Below are 16,457 nucleotides of genomic sequence, written 5' to 3' on the forward strand. Positions count from 1 at the left end.
TTAATCTTCGTCAATAAATCTTTTGGTAATAGGTTGGTATGAATCGATTCTTCTATCTCTTAAAAAAGGCCAATGAGTTCTATATTGATCCGTTTTAGTTAAATCTAAGTCAACCACAATTGTTTCTTCATCTTCATGAGAAGCTTTATAGATAAGGCTTCCAAATGGATTCGACACAAATGATCCACCCCAAAATTTCATTGCACCATTTTGTTCTAAGCCAACCCTATTAACACTAACTACATGAACTCCATTTGCTACTGCATGGCTTCTTTGTATAGTTTGCCAAGCATTGTATTGTTCATTATTGGTTGATTCATCCTGAGAAGTAGCCCAACCTATTGCTGTTGGATAAAATAATATCTCTGCTCCCATTAAAGCAGTAATTCTAGCTGCTTCTGGATACCATTGATCCCAACAGATTAACACCCCTAAAGTAGCAAATTTGGTTTTGAATACTTTATAGCCTAGATCACCTGGAGTAAAATAAAATTTCTCATAATAAGCAGGGTCATCTGGAATATGCATTTTCCGATACTTACCTAAATAGCTACCATCCGCATCAATTACTGCCGTGGTATTATGATATAAGCCCTGTGTACGCTTTTCAAATAATGAAGCAATAATAACTACATTTAATTCAGCTGCTAATTTTCCTAACTTATCCGTGGTGTCACCTGGAATAGCTTCTGCTAATTTAAAATTCTCATAATCTTCCACATCACAAAAGTAGAGCGAAGTAAATAGTTCTTGTAAGCAAACAATTTGCGCTCCTTTTGCAGCGGCGTCCTTAATCCCTTGAATAGCTTTTGCTAAATTATCTTCTTGTATTCCGGTGCACGACATTTGCACCATACCAATTTTTACTGTTGCCATATTAAGTAGTTATCTGTATTAAATGGTCTAAATTATTTACGCCAATGGTTTTTTCTGTTAAATAACCTTCCGCATACATAACCCCTATTCTTTTTCCCATCATCATATCTCTACCCTTAACCGTTTCTAAAAACTGCGGAGAAGAAATATAGGTATTGGGTTCGTTTAAATCGGTATTATAAAACTGAGTGGTGTATGCTCGAATTGATTCCATTTTGGTTTCATAATATGGAGTAATATCAACTACAAAATGTGGAATCAACACTCTATCTTGTATATAATGAAAAACATTGGTTGGTCTAAACGCTTCTTGTTGATTACCTTTTTCATCTACCGTTTCAATCTTTCGTAACCCGGCTAAAAAAGCCGCATCTGCCACTAGTTTTGCACTTCTTCCATGATCTGGATGACGATCTTCGATTGCATTTGCTAAAATTATGCTAGGCTTGAATGATCTAATTACTTTGATGATTTTAAGCAGGTTTTCTTGTGAATGTTCAAAAAAACCATCTGCCATATGTAAATTTTCGCGATGGTGAACTCCCAATATTTTTGCTGCATTTGCTGCTTCTACATCTCTGATTTCGGCAGATCCTCGTGTACCTAACTCCCCTCTAGTTAAATCAATGATACCCACTTTTTTCCCTTGATTAATAGAGGAAAGAATAGTACCAGAACAACTCAATTCTACGTCATCCGGATGAACCCCAAAAGCTAGTATATCTAGTTGCATACAAATAAATTATGATAAAGGTAATCAATGATATTGCATAAAAAATCCTGCACCATTAATGGAGCAGGATTTAACTATCTAAAAGAAAAAACTAGTCTTTCTTTGCGTAACGCTTTTTGAACTTGTCAATTCTACCTGCAGTATCAACCAATACATTCTTACCAGTGTAAAAAGGGTGAGAAGTATTTGAAATCTCCAATTTAATTACTGGATATTCATTACCATCTTCGTGAACGATGGTTTCTTTGGTAGCTGCTGTAGATTTACTCAAGAAAGAAGTGCCGTTACTCATGTCTTTGAAGACAACAAAACGGTAACTTTCTGGGTGGATACCTTTTTTCATACTATTTGGTTTAGGTGGTACGGATTTGGCCGTACGATTATTTAAAATTTGGAGTGCAAATGTACAGAAAATATCGTTTTTAACCAAAAAAGAGGCTAATAATTCATTTTAACTTTTCATATTAACAAATTGCAGGGGCACACCAAAATCACTAGACTTGCATTTTGCAATCACTTCTTGCAGGTCATCAATTTTTTTACCGGTAACTCTAATAATGTCATCCATGATTGCTGGCTGAACTTTCGTGCCACTGTCTTTAATCATTTTAACAATTTTCTTAGCATCTTCTTGGCGTAATCCATTTTTAACGGATACTTCTTTTTTGATGGTTTTACCACTTGGGTAAGCGTCTTTTGAAAAGTCAAAAGCGTTGCCATCAATACCCTGCTTCATAGATCTACTAATCAATATATCAATTAGCTGCTTCATTTGCATTTCGGTATTCACTTCTAATGAAATATTATAATCTTTTTTGTTCAAGTCTACTTTAACATCGGTATCCCTGAAATCGTAACGAGTTGCTACTTCTTTTTTAACTGTATTGATGGCATTGTCTAATACCTGGATATCTACAGCGCTGGCAATATCAAAAGATGGCATAATTATTTTTTTACGAAGGTACAAAAAAAAGGCCCTGGTAGAAACCAAGGCCGTATATACTACATGAGAGAAAAACTTATTTGCCACCATCTACCCCTACTCTGCTTTGTTCATCGTCTGCACCTCCGCGTTTTCTTGGTCCTGCAGCTGCTTTGCCTTTACTAAATCTGTATGTAAAACTGATATTTGCAATTCTATTATCATTAAACTGTCTGAAGTTGGCATCCACTGTTCCGTATCTGCTTTCCCCTTTAATGCGTTGTGACCAAAAAATGTCTCTTACGTTTAAGCGAATAGTGCCTTTGTTTTTCATAATTTGTTTACTTACACCGATGTTTACTACGCCAAACCCTTTAATTCTAAAAATGCCTTCAAGCCCTTCAGATCTGTAAAATCCGCTTAGTTCGGCACTGTAGCCTTTATTAAATTTGAATTGTTGGCTAATATTGGCCATAAATGTATTTGCTGAAATACTTACTGGTTCGTTATTAATAGGACCAGTTAATTGATTATTCGCCACATTCAAATAAATATTCCCGCTCCACCATTTGGTATATTGATTAAATGCATTGATGGACAATCCAACCTGTTGTTGTGTAGCAATATTCTCTTGCTTAATAAAAGTTTCATTCTTGGCATCATCTTGCATTAATACTTGTTGAATGATATCAGTTGTTTTAGTATAATTTAAAGTAGTAGTTAAAAACCCTTTATAGGTATGACTGAATTCAATATTATGGCTAAACTGAGGTCTTAAATATGGATTGCCTTGTTCGTAAGTATACCTATCTAAAAACTCAACAAATGGATTAAGACTTTGATAATCAGGTCTTCTGATTCTCTTACCATAATTTAATACGAAGCTATTGGCATCATTTGCTGCGTATTGAATATAAGCAGTTGGAAAGAGTTGAATGTAATTTCTTTTAAATTGCTCATTGGTTGTTTTTTGATCACCTTTTGCAATAGTTTGTTCTGCTCTTAATCCCAATTGCATATTTAACTTTGCATTCAATGGTTTGCTATAATTTATATAAGCCGCATTGATATTTTCTCTGTAAACAAAATGATTACTTCTATTATAATCACGCATCATGACGCCGTTAAATAAAGTATCATATATGGCATTCGCATCGGTGGTTACGAAACTGGATTTTAAACCAGCTTCAAACTTAGCTTTATTCTTTAATGGATGTACGTAATCAACTTTTGCCGTATAGATATCAATCATTTGAGGAAGCTTACCCAACAAACTATCGGTTTTAGCCACTGTTTGACCTTGATTATTTTGATACGCATTATTTAAAAATAGATTAGTATTGCCATCATAAGTTAAATAGTCTGCATCAAAAGTTATTTCACGACCAGTTGAATCTAGTATATGTCTCAAGTTAAAATTGATACTTGAGTTTTTCCAAGAATCTATATTGCCGTTGTAAGCAATTGTTTTATTAACCAAATTATGTTGAGAATTAAAAATATTAATATCTCCTATTGAATTTCCATTGCCTTTGTTATTGAATCCGTTAAAAACCAAGCCAAGCGTCGTCTTATTTGTAGCATAAAAGTCAAACCCTAGTTTAGCATTATAAGAGTGATTATAGGTTAACCTATCTGTTATTTGTTCAAAAAAAGAAACAATTTGCTTAGATCCACCATCAATAAATCGTCTATCGATGGCAATATTTTGAAAACCGGTACGCTCGTTCCTACCGATATTTCCAAATACATTTAATTTGTTTTTGCGATAGTTTAACTGAACAGTTTGGTTATTTCTACTATATACCCCTTGACCATAACCCGCTGTTACAGAACCATTAAATCCTACTACCTTAGATTTTTTTGTTTTAATATTAATTACACCGGCATTTCCTGCAGCATCATAACGAGCAGGAGGATTGGTCATAATTTCAATCTGATCCAATTGTGCTCCTTGTGTATTTTTTAATAAATTAACCAAATCAGGTCCTGATAAATACGTAGGTCTGCCATCCATATATACTACTACCCCTTCCTTGCCCTTTAAGCTGATATTTCCATCTTTATCTACTGATATTCCTGGTGACTTTTCTAAAATTTCCATTGCATTTGCTCCACCATTGGTTGGAGAAGCATCCACATTTACGATGGTTCTATCTGCCTTCTGCTCTATCATTGGTTTCTTTGAGCTAACAGTAACATCAGCCAATCCTTTTGAAAAAGGAATTAATTGCCAATTGGGTAACTTATCTTTCTTTGAACCGTTCCACTCAAAAGGTCCTAAATAGGCTTTTTCAAAACCAACCATATTTGCCATTAACAGATATTTACCCGTAGCTGAATGCAATATGGTGTAAGTACCCGTTTTATCAGTTATGGCAGTTTTAACCTTAGAAGAGTCTTTAGCATTAAGCAAACTAACCATTACAGATTCCAGCGGTTGTTGACCAGAAAAGATTTTTCCACTAATAATCTGGTCATTTTGTTGAGCATTTAGACCTACACTCAAGCTAGTAAAGCTGAACAGAAGGGCTTTTTTAAATAAATTTTTCATTTGCACTAGTTTATTATTTAGTTCTTGGTTTTGATTATTACAAAACAAAACTAACTACTGTGCTTTACATAGTACATTGTTTTAGCATGGGCGGTATTATTTCATGCTAAATGGTTTTGATAGAATGACTAACGGAAATGAAATCAAACTTAAATAGTGGGCCTGAGTCTTTTAAAGTATAGGAAGCTAGCGATTCCCATAATGATTAATGCAGCTGAAATAAGCTCTGCCTGAGTGGGACTAAATAAAATATTGTATTCGGTGTTAACTCTTATTTTTTCAATAAAAAACCGCTCTAATCCATTCAGTACTAAATAGATGCTAAATAACTGACCTGGCACTTTAATCTTATTTCTTAAAAACCAAAGTAAGCCAAAGAGTACAAAACAGATCAATAATTCATATAAAGGAGTAGGATAAACTGGAATTGCTAACTGATTACAATACGGCCCAACACATCTAGTAATGGGTGCACCTTCCCCTAAAACATTGTTTGGATAGGTATACGACCACATAAAGTCGGGTAACCAAGAATATGGATTAGGGGTTGGATTAGCAATACCCCAATCTCCATCCCCACTAATTTGACAACCAATTCTTCCGAATGCATAGGCAAACATCATCGTAGGTGCAAATGCATCTAGCATTGGAATTAAACTTATTTTATTCTTTTTGGCATACCAAATAATAGCAGCGCCAGCACAAATTAAACCTCCATAAAAAGTAAGCCCACTAAAAGCAATTAACGAACCAATGGGATCAGCCGCAAACTCATTCCAATTTTCTAGGTTATGAAATATTTTAGCTCCCAAAAAACCGAATAATGCTGCATAAATTACAATATCGCCTACCCTGTCTTGTGGCCAAATTCTAATAATTCTCTCTTCGGGTTTTTCTAATTGTACCTTTTTCTTTTCCCACCACTTAAGTATACCAAAAACCAATGCGGTAAGCATACCAGTTAATAAATTCCCTTCGCTTGATAGTATGAAAGATTGTGGATCTTCTAAGGCATTTTTAATTGTAAATGCTCCAATTATCTTATATCCAAAAATAAAACCCAATAAACCATTTGTAAGTAATTCACTGATACTTGCTGGTTCTCCAATTTTAATTTTTTCTTCGGTATGCACAAATAATCCCAAACCCTGTTTTCTTCTTAATTCTAAAGTCAATATCCAGGCAGATAAAATAAATGAAAGCGCAACAAAGAATCCAAAACTGTTCACCAACTTAAGTCCGTTGATTTCAATACCAAATAGATCTTTAAATGCGTAGTATAAATTAGGATACATAAAAAAGTTATGATAATGGAGTACAATGTTACTCAGAAAATGTCAAAAAAAGCAAGGCCTCACAAAAGTGAGGCCCATACTTACTAACCCATCTAAAAACAAGTTACAAAATTAATTACAATGCTCATTAAAAGCAGCAATTAAATGTTGCGCAATAGCTTGAGCTGGTCTACCTTCAATTTGGTGTCTTTCAACCATTGTTACCAATTCACCATCTTTAAACAAAGCAATCGCTGGAGAAGATGGAGGATGTGGTAATAAATGTTCACGAATTTTATTTACAGCTTCAACATCAAAACCCGCGAAGCTGGTCATTAATCGATCTGGTCTTTTTCCTGCATTTTGAACAGCCATCAAAACACCTGGTCTGCAAGCACCTGCAGCACATCCACAAACCGAATTAATAACTACTAATGTGGTTCCTTCTTGCTTGAGTGTATTGTCTACTTCAGCAGCAGTAAGAAACTCTCCAAACCCTTCATCTGTTAATTCTGCCTTCATTGGCAGCACAATTTCTGCTGGATACATAATGATAATTTAGATTGCAAAGTTATAACAATGAATGCGATTATCCAATCTAGACTTAAAAAAATGCCATAATGGCTATTTTTTAAAAATATTTTGCCATAATGGCATTATAATACGCCATCCAGATGCCAAAAAATGAATTTTAAGTGGGTGGAATATGATTTGATGTTCATTTAGAAATTATTAAAAATTAAAAACTAAATAACATGTCAATCTTGAAACACAACAACACTAGCGTATTTGATGAATTATTCAACGCTTTCCCTAGCAATTTTGGAACTAATCTCCCAAGTGGCTACCCTACTGCAGCTGTAAACATTCATGAAACATCTGATGCTTATCATTTAGAATTGAATGCTCCTGGTAGAAACAAAGAAGATTTCAACATTAATGTAGACAAAGGATTATTGACTATTTCTTATGAAAAGAAAGAAACAGTTGAAGAGAAAACTTATAAAACTATTAGAAAAGAATTTACTTATAAAAGTTTTAAAAGAAGTTTCTCCATTGATGACGCAATAAACGCAGACGCTATTCAAGCGAGATATGAGAACGGTGTACTAAAATTATTACTTCCGAAGAAGGAAGAAATTAAAAATGCACCTAAACAGATTAGCATAAGCTAATCAAATGATTAGTTGAGATGTATTCATTCAAAAGGAGGTTGCTCTAAAAAGTAACCTCCTTTTTTAAATGCACTATTGCTTAGTTGAACAAGTAGAAACTCCAAACAAAGTGTATAGTGGACAAAAGCTTACCAAACTGGTTAATACAAATACCCCTGCCAATACCAATAGCACAATACCGAATGTGCCTGTAATAATATTGGCATAATACAAGCCAGCAATTACAGCAGCAATGATAATTCGTATTGTTTTATCAATTGAACCCATATTCTTCTTCATAAAGTATAATTTTAGTTAACTAAATATACTAAATGAAAAACAAAGCTTCAAACATGTAATATTTATGTAATTGTAGTTACAAATAGATAAATTTAGTTTATGCGTAATTGGGTATTATTGTTTTTGGCGTCATTACTCAGCATTTCAGGTGGTGCTCAAAAAACAACTCAGTCTTTACTGTGGGAAATTAGTGGGAATGGGCTCAAATCCCCCTCTTATCTTTTTGGTACTTCACATATTATTTGCGCTTCAGATTTTAACTTCACACCTGTTTTAGCCGAAAAAATAAAGTCTAGTAAAAAATTATTTCTAGAAATAGATTTATCTAAGCCTAATATGCAACAAGAAATGTTGCAGATGATGCAATTAGAGGGCACTACCCTTGATAAATTATTAGGAAGCGATTTTGAAACCATCAATACTCATTTTCAAAAAATTACTGGGGCTTCGCTTAAACTCTTCAATCAATTTAAACCTTTTATAGGAGTAAGCATGCTTACGCTAAAAACAGTTGCATGTAATACCCTCATACAGCCAGAAACTGTATTTATGAAAAGTGCAGAAGAAGCAGGTATCGCCGTTGGGGGATTGGAAACGGTTTCAGATCAGGTTGCAGCAATTAATTCACAACCACTATCTGACCAAATTACTGAATTCAAAAAAATGGTAACCAATTTTGATAGCGTAAAACTGCAAATGAATGAGTTGATTAAGGTGTACAAATTAAATGATGTAGAACGTATATGCCAATTTATGCAAGATCAAAGAATGACTGAAGCATTTGAGCAGACGATGCTTATTAAAAGAAACAAAAACTGGATTCCATCAATAATTAATTCAATTCAAATTCAACCTACATTTTTTGCAGTTGGAGCAGCACACTTAGGTGGAAAAGAGGGAGTAATTGATTTACTAAAAGAAAAGGGATATCAACTTACACCAGTAAAGTATTAAGTAATATGCAGGCTGCTGACAAAACTTTTATTCAACTGTTAAACCAACATCAGAAAATCATACATAAAGTATGTAATCTTTATTTGAATTGGCAGGAAGACAAAGAAGACTTATTTCAAGAAATTACTTTACAAGCCTGGAAAGCATATGGACAATTTAGAGGAGATGCTAAATTTTCTACTTGGCTATATCGTGTTGCCCTTAACACCGCAATTACTTTTTTTAGGAAAGAAAAAAGGAAAGATTTTATTGACTCAGTTGCTGAAATACCAGATCATATTCATTTTGCGGAAAAAGATTCAATTGAAGAAAAAACACAGGCAATGTATAAAGCTATTGCTTCCCTATCCAAAATTGACAAAGCGATTGTAATGCTTTATTTAGAAGATTATAGTTATGCAGAAATAAGTGAAATAATAGGCATTACAGCAAATAATATTGCCGTTAAGATGAATAGAATTAAAATAAAATTGAGAGAAGCCACATTAAAAAATTTTGAAAGGATCTAAATGATACATTATGGAATTAGATGATTTAAAAGGATTAATTAACCAGAAACTAATTGAAGGTAGTTTAGATAAGACCGAGCATAATTTCGCTAACTTATTAAAAGGTAAAGCTAACTCTGTGGTTAGTAAAATAAAAAAAAGCCTTTGGTTCGAAATTATTTGCAGCTTCTTGGTAGTACTATTATTTTTAGGGATAGCTTTTTTTTCATCATACCATTCTCTAAAAATCTATTTTGGCTTATTTGGTGCTATATTTATTCCATTTACATATATTCTTTTCTATCTTCTGAAAAAGATCAATGAATTTGAACATTCAGTTTTACCTATTAAAGGAAATCTGCAACAATTAATCAAAATGTTAGCAGATTTTACACGTAGGTATTTCCAATTTAATATGGCTTTACTTCCAATCTGTTTTTTATTAGCCTTTTATTTAGGATTAAATGAAAAGGAACCGGTAGCCATTTTAGATAACTTGTCTATCAAACTAAAACTAACTAAAAGTCTTTACATAGGATTTATTATTGGATACACAATCGCCTTGATATTTGGCCTAGTGTATTTTACCAAATGGTATATAAGAAAGCTTTATGGAAATTATATTGAACAGCTAAAGTCATTATTAGCAGAACTCAAAGAAGAGTAATTAATTAAATTAATTTATTCTGTACATCCCGTTTTTCTTCTTGTATCAATAAGGTATTGAATTCTCCATTTATCATTATTTCTTACCAATTGAAAAGAGTTGACTCCACAATGGCTAAAGTCTGCTCTTCTATAAAAACGATAAGGTGTCCAAACACTGGCTAATGGTCCATCCACTTTTACATTATCAAACACAATTCTCTCATCTGCTAGTCCTTTTGGCATATTTGATACTTGTCTAATAAACGCAGACACCGAATCAGTCCGAACGATTAATTTACCTTCTTTATTGGTTGTAATGGTTTGCATGATGGCATTCTCAGTGAAGCAATCTTGTAACATAGCTCCGTCTGCTTCTATCATTGCAAAAAACATTTTTCGAATTGTTGCCTTAATTGAATCCTCAGCTGATTGAGCTTGAATGTTGGTTAAGCTGCAGCATAATAAGACAATTATTAAAAAGATTTTTTTCATCTAATAAAACTAATAAAAAAACACAGTTATACAATCCAAAAAATCTAGTATCTTCTTGCTTTGAAAAAAAAGGATTTTTCTTTTAAGGTTTGAAACAACCTAGTTAAATGCATTTTATGAAAAAAACCAATGCAAAAATTAAAGCAATTTGGACTACTTTAAAAGAAAGTAAATTTATAGAATCGCCTATTCGTTTTCCTGGTTTAGATGGAGCCAAGGGTTTATTAGTTTTAATGGTAATCATGACACACTGCTTACCTAAGAGTACCTTTTTATATTTCATGTATTTTTTTCATATGCCCTTATTCATGGCAATAAGCGGATTTTTAGTTAAAGTAAGCACTTTCAAAGATGGATTTTCCGGTTACATAAAAAGAATGTGGTCTAGATTAATTGTGCCTTGGTGTATTGCTAGTATTATTTTTCTTCCTTTTCAATTAAATGGAAAAGTTATAGCCGATTTTGGATTTGCAGATTTGATTTATCCTTATTACCACTTATGGTATATTCCTTCTTTGTTAATCGGGGCATTCCTATGTTATAGTATTCTTAGGTGGAATGTTTCTGTTTGGATACTTTTAATCCTATCAGCTATATTTAGTATGTATTGGTATATTGTTTATAGAGATACCCAATTGCCTTTAAAACAATTGCCACTTTACTGGTTAGGAGACAAAAGGCTATTTTCTTACTTATTCTTTTTTATACTTGGATTTAGCCTTCGAAATAAACTAATCAATGTTTCTCTATCGATTCAACAAATTATTCTGCTTCTATCAATAAGTTTTTCGGTAGTTGTTTTTTTTGTTTTTAAACACTACGAAAGCACTGCCCTAGTTTGGCCATATATAATTTTCAATACCGCATTAGTCATATTTGTTTTACTGTTTATAGCACCTAACCAATGGTTACAGAATAAACTATTATTATGGGTTAACACCAATTCATTGGGATTCTATCTCTATCATCCTTTATTTCAAACAACCATTTATGCGTATATCATAAATGACAAGAACCAGGTCACTACAACTCATTCTGCCGCAATAGGGATTTTCCTGATAGTTTTTGCCATCACCAGTTTATTGATTTTCACTTTAAAAAAGTTTAAAATAACCAATAAATTGATACTAGGTAATATTAAGTAAACAACACCCCTATTTTAAATAACCCAATATTTTTAACATACTCTGAGCAGTTTGCTCTTTCGCATATACCCAATCAATCATTTTACCCGTTTTATCCAATTCAACTATCACATGTTTAGGAGAGGGTATTAAGCAATGTTTAATACCACCATATCCACTAATTTGATCTTGATAAGCACCAGTATGGAAGAATCCCACATATAAGGGCTCTTTATTAGATTCTACTTCTTTTTTTTCCGTTGTAGTTAGCTTGGGTAAAAACACTTCATTAATATGTTCTTCAGAATCATAGTAATCATGACTATCACAGGTTATTCCACCTAAAACAACACGTTGGTATTCATTATCCCACTTGTTTACTGGAAGCATTAAAAATTTTTCACCAATACCCCAGGTATCAGGCAGGGTGGTGATGAATGAAGAATCAATCATGTACCAACACTCTCGATCATTTTGAATTTTTTCACCTATTACACTGTATATATGGGCCATACTCTCTCCTACGGTAAAGCTTCCAAATTCAGTATATATATTGGGCATTGGAACTTTCGCTTTTTTACATGCTTTTTTGATGTTCCCTACTATTTCATTAATCATGAACTGATAATCATATTCAAACCCTAATGAATGTTTTATCGGGAAGCCGCCACCAATATTAATTGAATCTAGTTCTGGACAAATCTTTTTTAACTGGCAATAAAGGTTGATGATTTTATTCAGCTCACTCCAATAATAGATATCGTCTTTAATCCCTTTGTTTAGGAAAATATGCAACATTTTGAGCTGAAACTTTTCTTCATTGCCTTCTATCTCATCTACATAAAATTCTAAAATATCTTTTGCACGTATACCTAAACGAGATGTATAAAAAGGAAAGTTGGGTTCTTCTTCCGCAGCAACTCTAATCCCTAATGAAAAGGGTGTACTTGATCGAACACTTCTTTTATAGGCTTGTAATTCTTCCTTATTATCTAGAATTGGCACTACATTTTTGAATCCAGAATTGATTAATTTGGCAATTCTGGAGGTGTATTGTTTTTGTTTATATCCGTTACAAATAATAAAGGTTTCTTTATTAATTTTTCTGCGTTGATATAATCGATTGACTATTTCTATGTCATATGCATAGGAAGTTTCTAAATGAATATTATGCTTCAAGGCTTCTTCTACAATAAATGAAAAGTGAGAACTCTTGGTACAATAACAATAAAAATACTCCCCCTCGTACTTATGCTTCTTAAATGCATTGGCAAACATATTTTTTGCCTTATTAATCTGCATTCCAATCTTTGGCAAATACGTCAATTTCAATGGAGTACCATGTTTATCTATCAACTTCTTGATATCAACACCATTGAATTCTAAGTATCCTTCGTCGCTTACATCAAATCCTTCTTGTGGAAAGTGAAAAGTCTGGTTCACCAGAGAGGTGTAGGTATTATTCATCAGGGAGGTTTCCTTTTTAAAAATTAGGATGTAAAAATAACCCTTGTTACGGATTATAGAAATAAAAAAAGCCAGATGTTTAATTCATCTGGCTTTTTATTTTTTTTGGATCAATTTATTTTACTGAATTAACCAATGCTTTGAAAGAAGCAGGCTCATTCATTGCTAAATCTGCTAAAACCTTACGGTTTAAATCGATTCCTTTTACACTTAGTTTGTTGATGAACTGACTGTAAGTCATTCCTTCTTCTCTTACTGCAGCATTAATACGTGCAATCCAAAGCTGACGGTATTCACGCTTCTTTAATTTGCGACCTACATAACTGTAAGTAAGCCCTTTTTCAACAATATTTTTGGCAACGGTATAAACGTTTTTACGTTTACCATAGTATCCTTTTGCTTGGTCAAGAATTTTCTTTCTCCTTGCTCTTGATGCAACTGCATTTTTTGAACGTGGCATAATAAATGTTTTGAAGTTAGCGGAGCTAACGGTTAATAATCTGTTTTTTTAGCGGGCTAATTAGCCTTTCAAACGTAATAAACGTAAAACGAAATCCTTATTGGTAGAACCAACAATACCTTTTTGTCTTAAAGCACGCTTGCGCTTTTTAGATTTCTTGGTTAGGATGTGACGCTTGAACGCTTTTTGGAAACTGATTTCTCCGGTACCGGTCACTTTAAAACGCTTCTTAGCGCTGGAGTTTGTTTTAACTTTTGGCATATAAATAATCTAATAAAGATTACACCCTGCTGGCGTTTCACCACAGGGTGAAAACTTGTTTTGGCCTTACGGGAAAATTTTGGATTGCAAAAGTAGCAGTTTTTGATGAAATCTACAACTAATTACTTCTTTTTACCTGTTTTTGGGGTAAAAATGGCAAACATACGCTTACCTTCTAATTTAGGCATACTTTCTAAAGTACCTACTTCAGCGAGTCTTTCTGCAAATTTTAAAAGTAGCAATTGACCTCTGTCTTGAAACATGATGGCCCTACCTTTAAATTGTACATATGCTTTAACCTTGTTCCCATCTTTCAAAAATCCTTCCGCATGTTTTGCTTTGAAATTGAAATCGTGGTCGTCGGTACTAGGAGTGAATCGTATTTCTTTAATCTCACTTTGCTTGGAGTTGGCCTTCATTTCCTTCTCCTTCTTCTTTTTCTCGTACAAGAATTTCTTGTAATCGATTATTTTACAAACAGGAGGATCGGCAGTGGGTGAAATTTCCACTAGATCTAATTCTTGTTCCTGCGCAATCTTCAGTGCTTCTTGGGTAGAATAAATTCCTACCGTTACATTGTCTCCTACCAGTCTAATCTGGAGGGCGCGGATTCTCTCGTTGATACGATGTTCAGGCTCTGGTTGCCTGTTGAACCTAGGATTGAATCTTCCTCTTGGTGCTAATGCCATTAAAACTTGTTTGGTTTAAAATTTTGATAAAGATATACCATATTCCGACTATTCTGCGGATTTACGTTCAAGGATTTCTTCTTTGATACTTTCTACAAAAGAATTTAACGAAACAGTACCCAAATCTCCCTTCCCTTGTCTTCTAACAGATAGCTGGCCTTCGTTCATTTCTTTTTCTCCAATTACAAGCATATAAGGCACTTTCATCAATTCAGTATCACGGATTTTTTTTCCAATTTTTTCACTTCTATCGTCCACTTCTACCCTAACGCCAGCTTTCTTCAAAGTCGTAAATACTTGCTGCGCATAATCCATGAACTTATCGCTTATTGGCAGAATCTTGACTTGAAGAGGTGCCAACCAAACTGGGAACTTCCCTGCATAGTGCTCTAATAAAAATCCGATAAATCGCTCATGTGTGCCTAATGGGGCGCGGTGAATGATTAATGGAATTTCTGATTCATTATGCGGATTGGTATACTCTAACTTGAATTTTCTTCCTGAATTAAAATCTACTTGATTGGTTGCCAATGTAAATTCTCTTCCGATTGCACTCCAGATTTGTACATCGATTTTTGGTCCATAAAATGCAGCTTCATCTTGCACTTCAACAAATGGGGTATTGGTTTCAATCAATACTTTACGAACCATGTCTTCTGTCTCTTTCCAAAGCTCAGGTTCATTTACATATTTCTGACCTAATTTAGCTGGATCATGCAAACTCAAACGCATAACGTACTTGTCTATGCCAAAAATGCCAAAGTATTTTAAGTACATTTCATTCACAGACTTGAACTCTTGTGCAAACTGTTCTTTATTACAGTAAATATGCGCATCATTCATATGCAAGCACCTTACACGCATCAAACCAAACAATTCCCCACTTTGCTCATATCTGTAGCAAGTACCATATTCAGCAATTCTGTAAGGAAGGTCTTTGTAACTTTTAGGTTCAGCCCCAAAAATTTTATGGTGATGTGGGCAGTTCATTGCTTTTAAATAGTACTTGGTTCCATCTAATTCCATTGGAGGGAACATGCTATCAGCATAATAGGGCAAATGTCCACTAGTTAAATACATGCTTTCTTTAGCAATATGTGGCGTTACCACACGCTTATACCCTGCAGCTTCTTCTGTTTCTTTAGCCAATCTTTCCAACTCCTCAATGATGACAGTTCCATTTGGCATCCATAAAGGAAGGCCCGGGCCAACATCATCATCCATTGTGAAAATACTTAACTCTTTTCCTAATTTACGATGGTCTCTTTTCTTGGCTTCTTCAAGCATAAGGATGTACTCGTCCATTTCCTTTTGTGTTGGAAATGTTACACCGTAAATCCTGGTGAGCATTTTGTTTTTTTCATTACCCTTCCAATATGCTCCTGCTATGCTGGTTAGTTTAATTGACTTAATTAGTCCTGTATGAGGAATATGCGGGCCTCTACATAAATCGGTGAATTGCCCCTGAGTATAAAAGCTGATTTCACCATCCGTTAAGTTGGCTAGTAAATCTAATTTGTACTCATCCCCCTTTTCGGTAAAATAAGCAATTGCTTCAGCCTTTGCTTTTTGTTCTCTAATGAATTGACTATTTTTCTTAGCTAATTCATTCATTTTTTTCTCAATCGCTAATAGGTCTTCTTCCGAAATCTTTTTATCGGCCAAATCCATATCATAATAGAACCCCTTGTCTAAAGCTGGTCCTACCCAAAATTTCACTCCTGGAAAAATTGATTCTACAGCTTCTGCCATTAAGTGTGCTGATGAATGCCAAAAAGTATTTTTACCTGCGTCATCATCCCAAGTTAGAAACTTTACTGAAGCGTCTTCCGTAATGGGAAGGTTGGCGTCTACCACTTTATCGTTAACACTTGCCACTAATACTTTTCTGGCCAACCCTTCACTAATGGATTTTGCAATATCCAGAGCAGAAATCCCTTGCTCGTATTGGCGTGTTGCTCCATCCGGAAAACGAATATTAATCATAAATTATCCAATTCTTTAAATTCTTGTAGCAAAGGTAGCAAATAGGCAGTCGTATTGAACAAAACCTTAACTGTT

The 16,457-nt window shown here is 33.9% G+C and carries 19 protein-coding genes; 5 read left to right on the plus strand and 14 right to left on the minus strand.

The features are described from left to right. The 7 genes from ACTIEI_RS07000 to ACTIEI_RS07030 all read right to left on the minus strand — a co-directional run bounded on the left by ACTIEI_RS07000 (position 1) and on the right by ACTIEI_RS07030 (position 6,908). Complete coding sequence (locus ACTIEI_RS07000) at positions 1-876, minus strand: carbon-nitrogen hydrolase (RefSeq protein WP_439505578.1); 876 nt, start codon at positions 874-876, stop codon at positions 1-3. Between the two features lies 1 nt (position 877). Further along, the gene (gene bshB1 / locus ACTIEI_RS07005; protein WP_439505579.1) at positions 878-1,609 is read right to left on the minus strand and encodes a bacillithiol biosynthesis deacetylase BshB1; all 732 of its coding nucleotides are present in this window, start codon (positions 1,607-1,609) and stop codon (positions 878-880) included. Positions 1,610-1,700: 91 nt separating this feature from the next. Continuing rightward, the gene (locus tag ACTIEI_RS07010) at positions 1,701-1,952 is read right to left on the minus strand and encodes a type B 50S ribosomal protein L31 (protein ID WP_439505580.1); all 252 of its coding nucleotides are present in this window, start codon (positions 1,950-1,952) and stop codon (positions 1,701-1,703) included. Positions 1,953-2,060: 108 nt separating this feature from the next. Beyond that, positions 2,061-2,552: a YajQ family cyclic di-GMP-binding protein gene (locus ACTIEI_RS07015; protein ID WP_439505581.1), complete on the minus strand. Its 492-nt coding sequence runs from the start codon at positions 2,550-2,552 to the stop codon at positions 2,061-2,063. Between the two features lie 76 nt (positions 2,553-2,628). Next, complete coding sequence (locus ACTIEI_RS07020) at positions 2,629-5,085, minus strand: TonB-dependent receptor domain-containing protein (protein ID WP_439505582.1); 2,457 nt, start codon at positions 5,083-5,085, stop codon at positions 2,629-2,631. Between the two features lie 149 nt (positions 5,086-5,234). After that, on the minus strand, positions 5,235-6,380 hold the full coding sequence (locus ACTIEI_RS07025) for a prolipoprotein diacylglyceryl transferase (RefSeq protein WP_439505583.1): 1,146 nt from the start codon (positions 6,378-6,380) through the stop codon (positions 5,235-5,237). Positions 6,381-6,491: 111 nt separating this feature from the next. Then, positions 6,492-6,908 (minus strand): BrxA/BrxB family bacilliredoxin, encoded by a 417-nt coding sequence (locus ACTIEI_RS07030; RefSeq protein ID WP_439505584.1) that lies wholly within the window; start codon positions 6,906-6,908, stop codon positions 6,492-6,494. Between the two features lie 206 nt (positions 6,909-7,114). Here ACTIEI_RS07030 and ACTIEI_RS07035 point away from each other — a divergent pair, with 206 nt between their 5' ends. Continuing rightward, on the plus strand, positions 7,115-7,534 hold the full coding sequence (locus ACTIEI_RS07035; RefSeq protein WP_439505585.1) for an Hsp20/alpha crystallin family protein: 420 nt from the start codon (positions 7,115-7,117) through the stop codon (positions 7,532-7,534). Positions 7,535-7,606: 72 nt separating this feature from the next. Here ACTIEI_RS07035 and ACTIEI_RS07040 read toward each other — a convergent pair whose 3' ends face one another. After that, positions 7,607-7,813, minus strand: a complete 207-nt coding sequence (locus tag ACTIEI_RS07040; RefSeq protein WP_439505586.1) for a YgaP family membrane protein — start codon at positions 7,811-7,813, stop codon at positions 7,607-7,609. A gap of 99 nt (positions 7,814-7,912) precedes the next feature. Between ACTIEI_RS07040 and ACTIEI_RS07045 the strand changes: the two genes are divergently transcribed. From ACTIEI_RS07045 to ACTIEI_RS07055, 3 genes are read left to right on the plus strand one after another with little or no spacing between them, the layout of a single operon-like run. Further along, positions 7,913-8,767: a TraB/GumN family protein gene (locus tag ACTIEI_RS07045; protein ID WP_439505587.1), complete on the plus strand. Its 855-nt coding sequence runs from the start codon at positions 7,913-7,915 to the stop codon at positions 8,765-8,767. A 5-nt stretch (positions 8,768-8,772) separates the two neighbouring features. Beyond that, complete coding sequence (locus ACTIEI_RS07050) at positions 8,773-9,276, plus strand: RNA polymerase sigma factor (protein ID WP_439505588.1); 504 nt, start codon at positions 8,773-8,775, stop codon at positions 9,274-9,276. 10 nt (positions 9,277-9,286) lie between these two features. Next, positions 9,287-9,922 carry a hypothetical protein gene (locus ACTIEI_RS07055; protein ID WP_439505589.1) on the plus strand — a complete coding sequence of 212 codons (636 nt, stop codon included), beginning with the start codon at positions 9,287-9,289 and terminating at the stop codon, positions 9,920-9,922. Positions 9,923-9,936: 14 nt separating this feature from the next. Here ACTIEI_RS07055 and ACTIEI_RS07060 read toward each other — a convergent pair whose 3' ends face one another. Next, complete coding sequence (locus ACTIEI_RS07060; protein WP_439505590.1) at positions 9,937-10,395, minus strand: nuclear transport factor 2 family protein; 459 nt, start codon at positions 10,393-10,395, stop codon at positions 9,937-9,939. Positions 10,396-10,511: 116 nt separating this feature from the next. On the opposite strand from ACTIEI_RS07060, the gene ACTIEI_RS07065 reads away from it, so the two are divergent. Beyond that, positions 10,512-11,540 (plus strand): acyltransferase family protein, encoded by a 1,029-nt coding sequence (locus ACTIEI_RS07065; protein WP_439505591.1) that lies wholly within the window; start codon positions 10,512-10,514, stop codon positions 11,538-11,540. A gap of 9 nt (positions 11,541-11,549) precedes the next feature. On the opposite strand, the gene ACTIEI_RS07070 is transcribed toward ACTIEI_RS07065, so the two are convergent. The 5 genes from ACTIEI_RS07070 to thrS all read right to left on the minus strand — a co-directional run bounded on the left by ACTIEI_RS07070 (position 11,550) and on the right by thrS (position 16,382). Then, the gene (locus ACTIEI_RS07070) at positions 11,550-12,986 is read right to left on the minus strand and encodes an arginine decarboxylase (RefSeq protein WP_439505592.1); all 1,437 of its coding nucleotides are present in this window, start codon (positions 12,984-12,986) and stop codon (positions 11,550-11,552) included. A 115-nt stretch (positions 12,987-13,101) separates the two neighbouring features. Continuing rightward, positions 13,102-13,446 (minus strand): 50S ribosomal protein L20, encoded by a 345-nt coding sequence (rplT, locus tag ACTIEI_RS07075; RefSeq protein WP_439505593.1) that lies wholly within the window; start codon positions 13,444-13,446, stop codon positions 13,102-13,104. 60 nt (positions 13,447-13,506) lie between these two features. Beyond that, a complete protein-coding gene (rpmI, locus tag ACTIEI_RS07080) occupies positions 13,507-13,707 on the minus strand; it encodes a 50S ribosomal protein L35 (protein ID WP_026751942.1) in 201 nt (66 codons plus the stop codon). A 122-nt stretch (positions 13,708-13,829) separates the two neighbouring features. Beyond that, complete coding sequence (gene infC, locus ACTIEI_RS07085) at positions 13,830-14,396, minus strand: translation initiation factor IF-3 (protein ID WP_439505594.1); 567 nt, start codon at positions 14,394-14,396, stop codon at positions 13,830-13,832. A gap of 48 nt (positions 14,397-14,444) precedes the next feature. After that, positions 14,445-16,382, minus strand: coding sequence for a threonine--tRNA ligase (gene thrS / locus ACTIEI_RS07090; protein WP_439505595.1), 1,938 nt, complete (start codon positions 16,380-16,382; stop codon positions 14,445-14,447). Positions 16,383-16,457: the final 75 nt, after the last annotated feature.

It is taken from the genome of Sediminibacterium sp., assembly GCF_051860225.1.
Classification (GTDB): Bacteria; Bacteroidota; Bacteroidia; order Chitinophagales; family Chitinophagaceae; genus Sediminibacterium.

Excerpts from the sequence above, each read along its gene's own strand:
- ACTIEI_RS07000 (WP_439505578.1), bottom strand. The coding sequence starts at position 876 with ATGGCAACAGTAAAAATTGGTATGGTGCAAATGTCGTGCACCGGAATA.
- bshB1 (WP_439505579.1), bottom strand. The coding sequence starts at position 1,609 with ATGCAACTAGATATACTAGCTTTTGGGGTTCATCCGGATGACGTAGAA.
- ACTIEI_RS07010 (WP_439505580.1), bottom strand. The coding sequence starts at position 1,952 with ATGAAAAAAGGTATCCACCCAGAAAGTTACCGTTTTGTTGTCTTCAAA.
- ACTIEI_RS07015 (WP_439505581.1), bottom strand. The coding sequence starts at position 2,552 with ATGCCATCTTTTGATATTGCCAGCGCTGTAGATATCCAGGTATTAGAC.
- ACTIEI_RS07020 (WP_439505582.1), bottom strand. The coding sequence starts at position 5,085 with ATGAAAAATTTATTTAAAAAAGCCCTTCTGTTCAGCTTTACTAGCTTG.
- ACTIEI_RS07025 (WP_439505583.1), bottom strand. The coding sequence starts at position 6,380 with ATGTATCCTAATTTATACTACGCATTTAAAGATCTATTTGGTATTGAA.
- ACTIEI_RS07030 (WP_439505584.1), bottom strand. The coding sequence starts at position 6,908 with ATGTATCCAGCAGAAATTGTGCTGCCAATGAAGGCAGAATTAACAGAT.
- ACTIEI_RS07035 (WP_439505585.1), top strand. The coding sequence starts at position 7,115 with ATGTCAATCTTGAAACACAACAACACTAGCGTATTTGATGAATTATTC.
- ACTIEI_RS07040 (WP_439505586.1), bottom strand. The coding sequence starts at position 7,813 with ATGAAGAAGAATATGGGTTCAATTGATAAAACAATACGAATTATCATT.
- ACTIEI_RS07045 (WP_439505587.1), top strand. The coding sequence starts at position 7,913 with ATGCGTAATTGGGTATTATTGTTTTTGGCGTCATTACTCAGCATTTCA.
- ACTIEI_RS07050 (WP_439505588.1), top strand. The coding sequence starts at position 8,773 with ATGCAGGCTGCTGACAAAACTTTTATTCAACTGTTAAACCAACATCAG.
- ACTIEI_RS07055 (WP_439505589.1), top strand. The coding sequence starts at position 9,287 with ATGGAATTAGATGATTTAAAAGGATTAATTAACCAGAAACTAATTGAA.
- ACTIEI_RS07060 (WP_439505590.1), bottom strand. The coding sequence starts at position 10,395 with ATGAAAAAAATCTTTTTAATAATTGTCTTATTATGCTGCAGCTTAACC.
- ACTIEI_RS07065 (WP_439505591.1), top strand. The coding sequence starts at position 10,512 with ATGAAAAAAACCAATGCAAAAATTAAAGCAATTTGGACTACTTTAAAA.
- ACTIEI_RS07070 (WP_439505592.1), bottom strand. The coding sequence starts at position 12,986 with ATGAATAATACCTACACCTCTCTGGTGAACCAGACTTTTCACTTTCCA.
- rplT (WP_439505593.1), bottom strand. The coding sequence starts at position 13,446 with ATGCCACGTTCAAAAAATGCAGTTGCATCAAGAGCAAGGAGAAAGAAA.
- rpmI (WP_026751942.1), bottom strand. The coding sequence starts at position 13,707 with ATGCCAAAAGTTAAAACAAACTCCAGCGCTAAGAAGCGTTTTAAAGTG.
- infC (WP_439505594.1), bottom strand. The coding sequence starts at position 14,396 with ATGGCATTAGCACCAAGAGGAAGATTCAATCCTAGGTTCAACAGGCAA.
- thrS (WP_439505595.1), bottom strand. The coding sequence starts at position 16,382 with ATGATTAATATTCGTTTTCCGGATGGAGCAACACGCCAATACGAGCAA.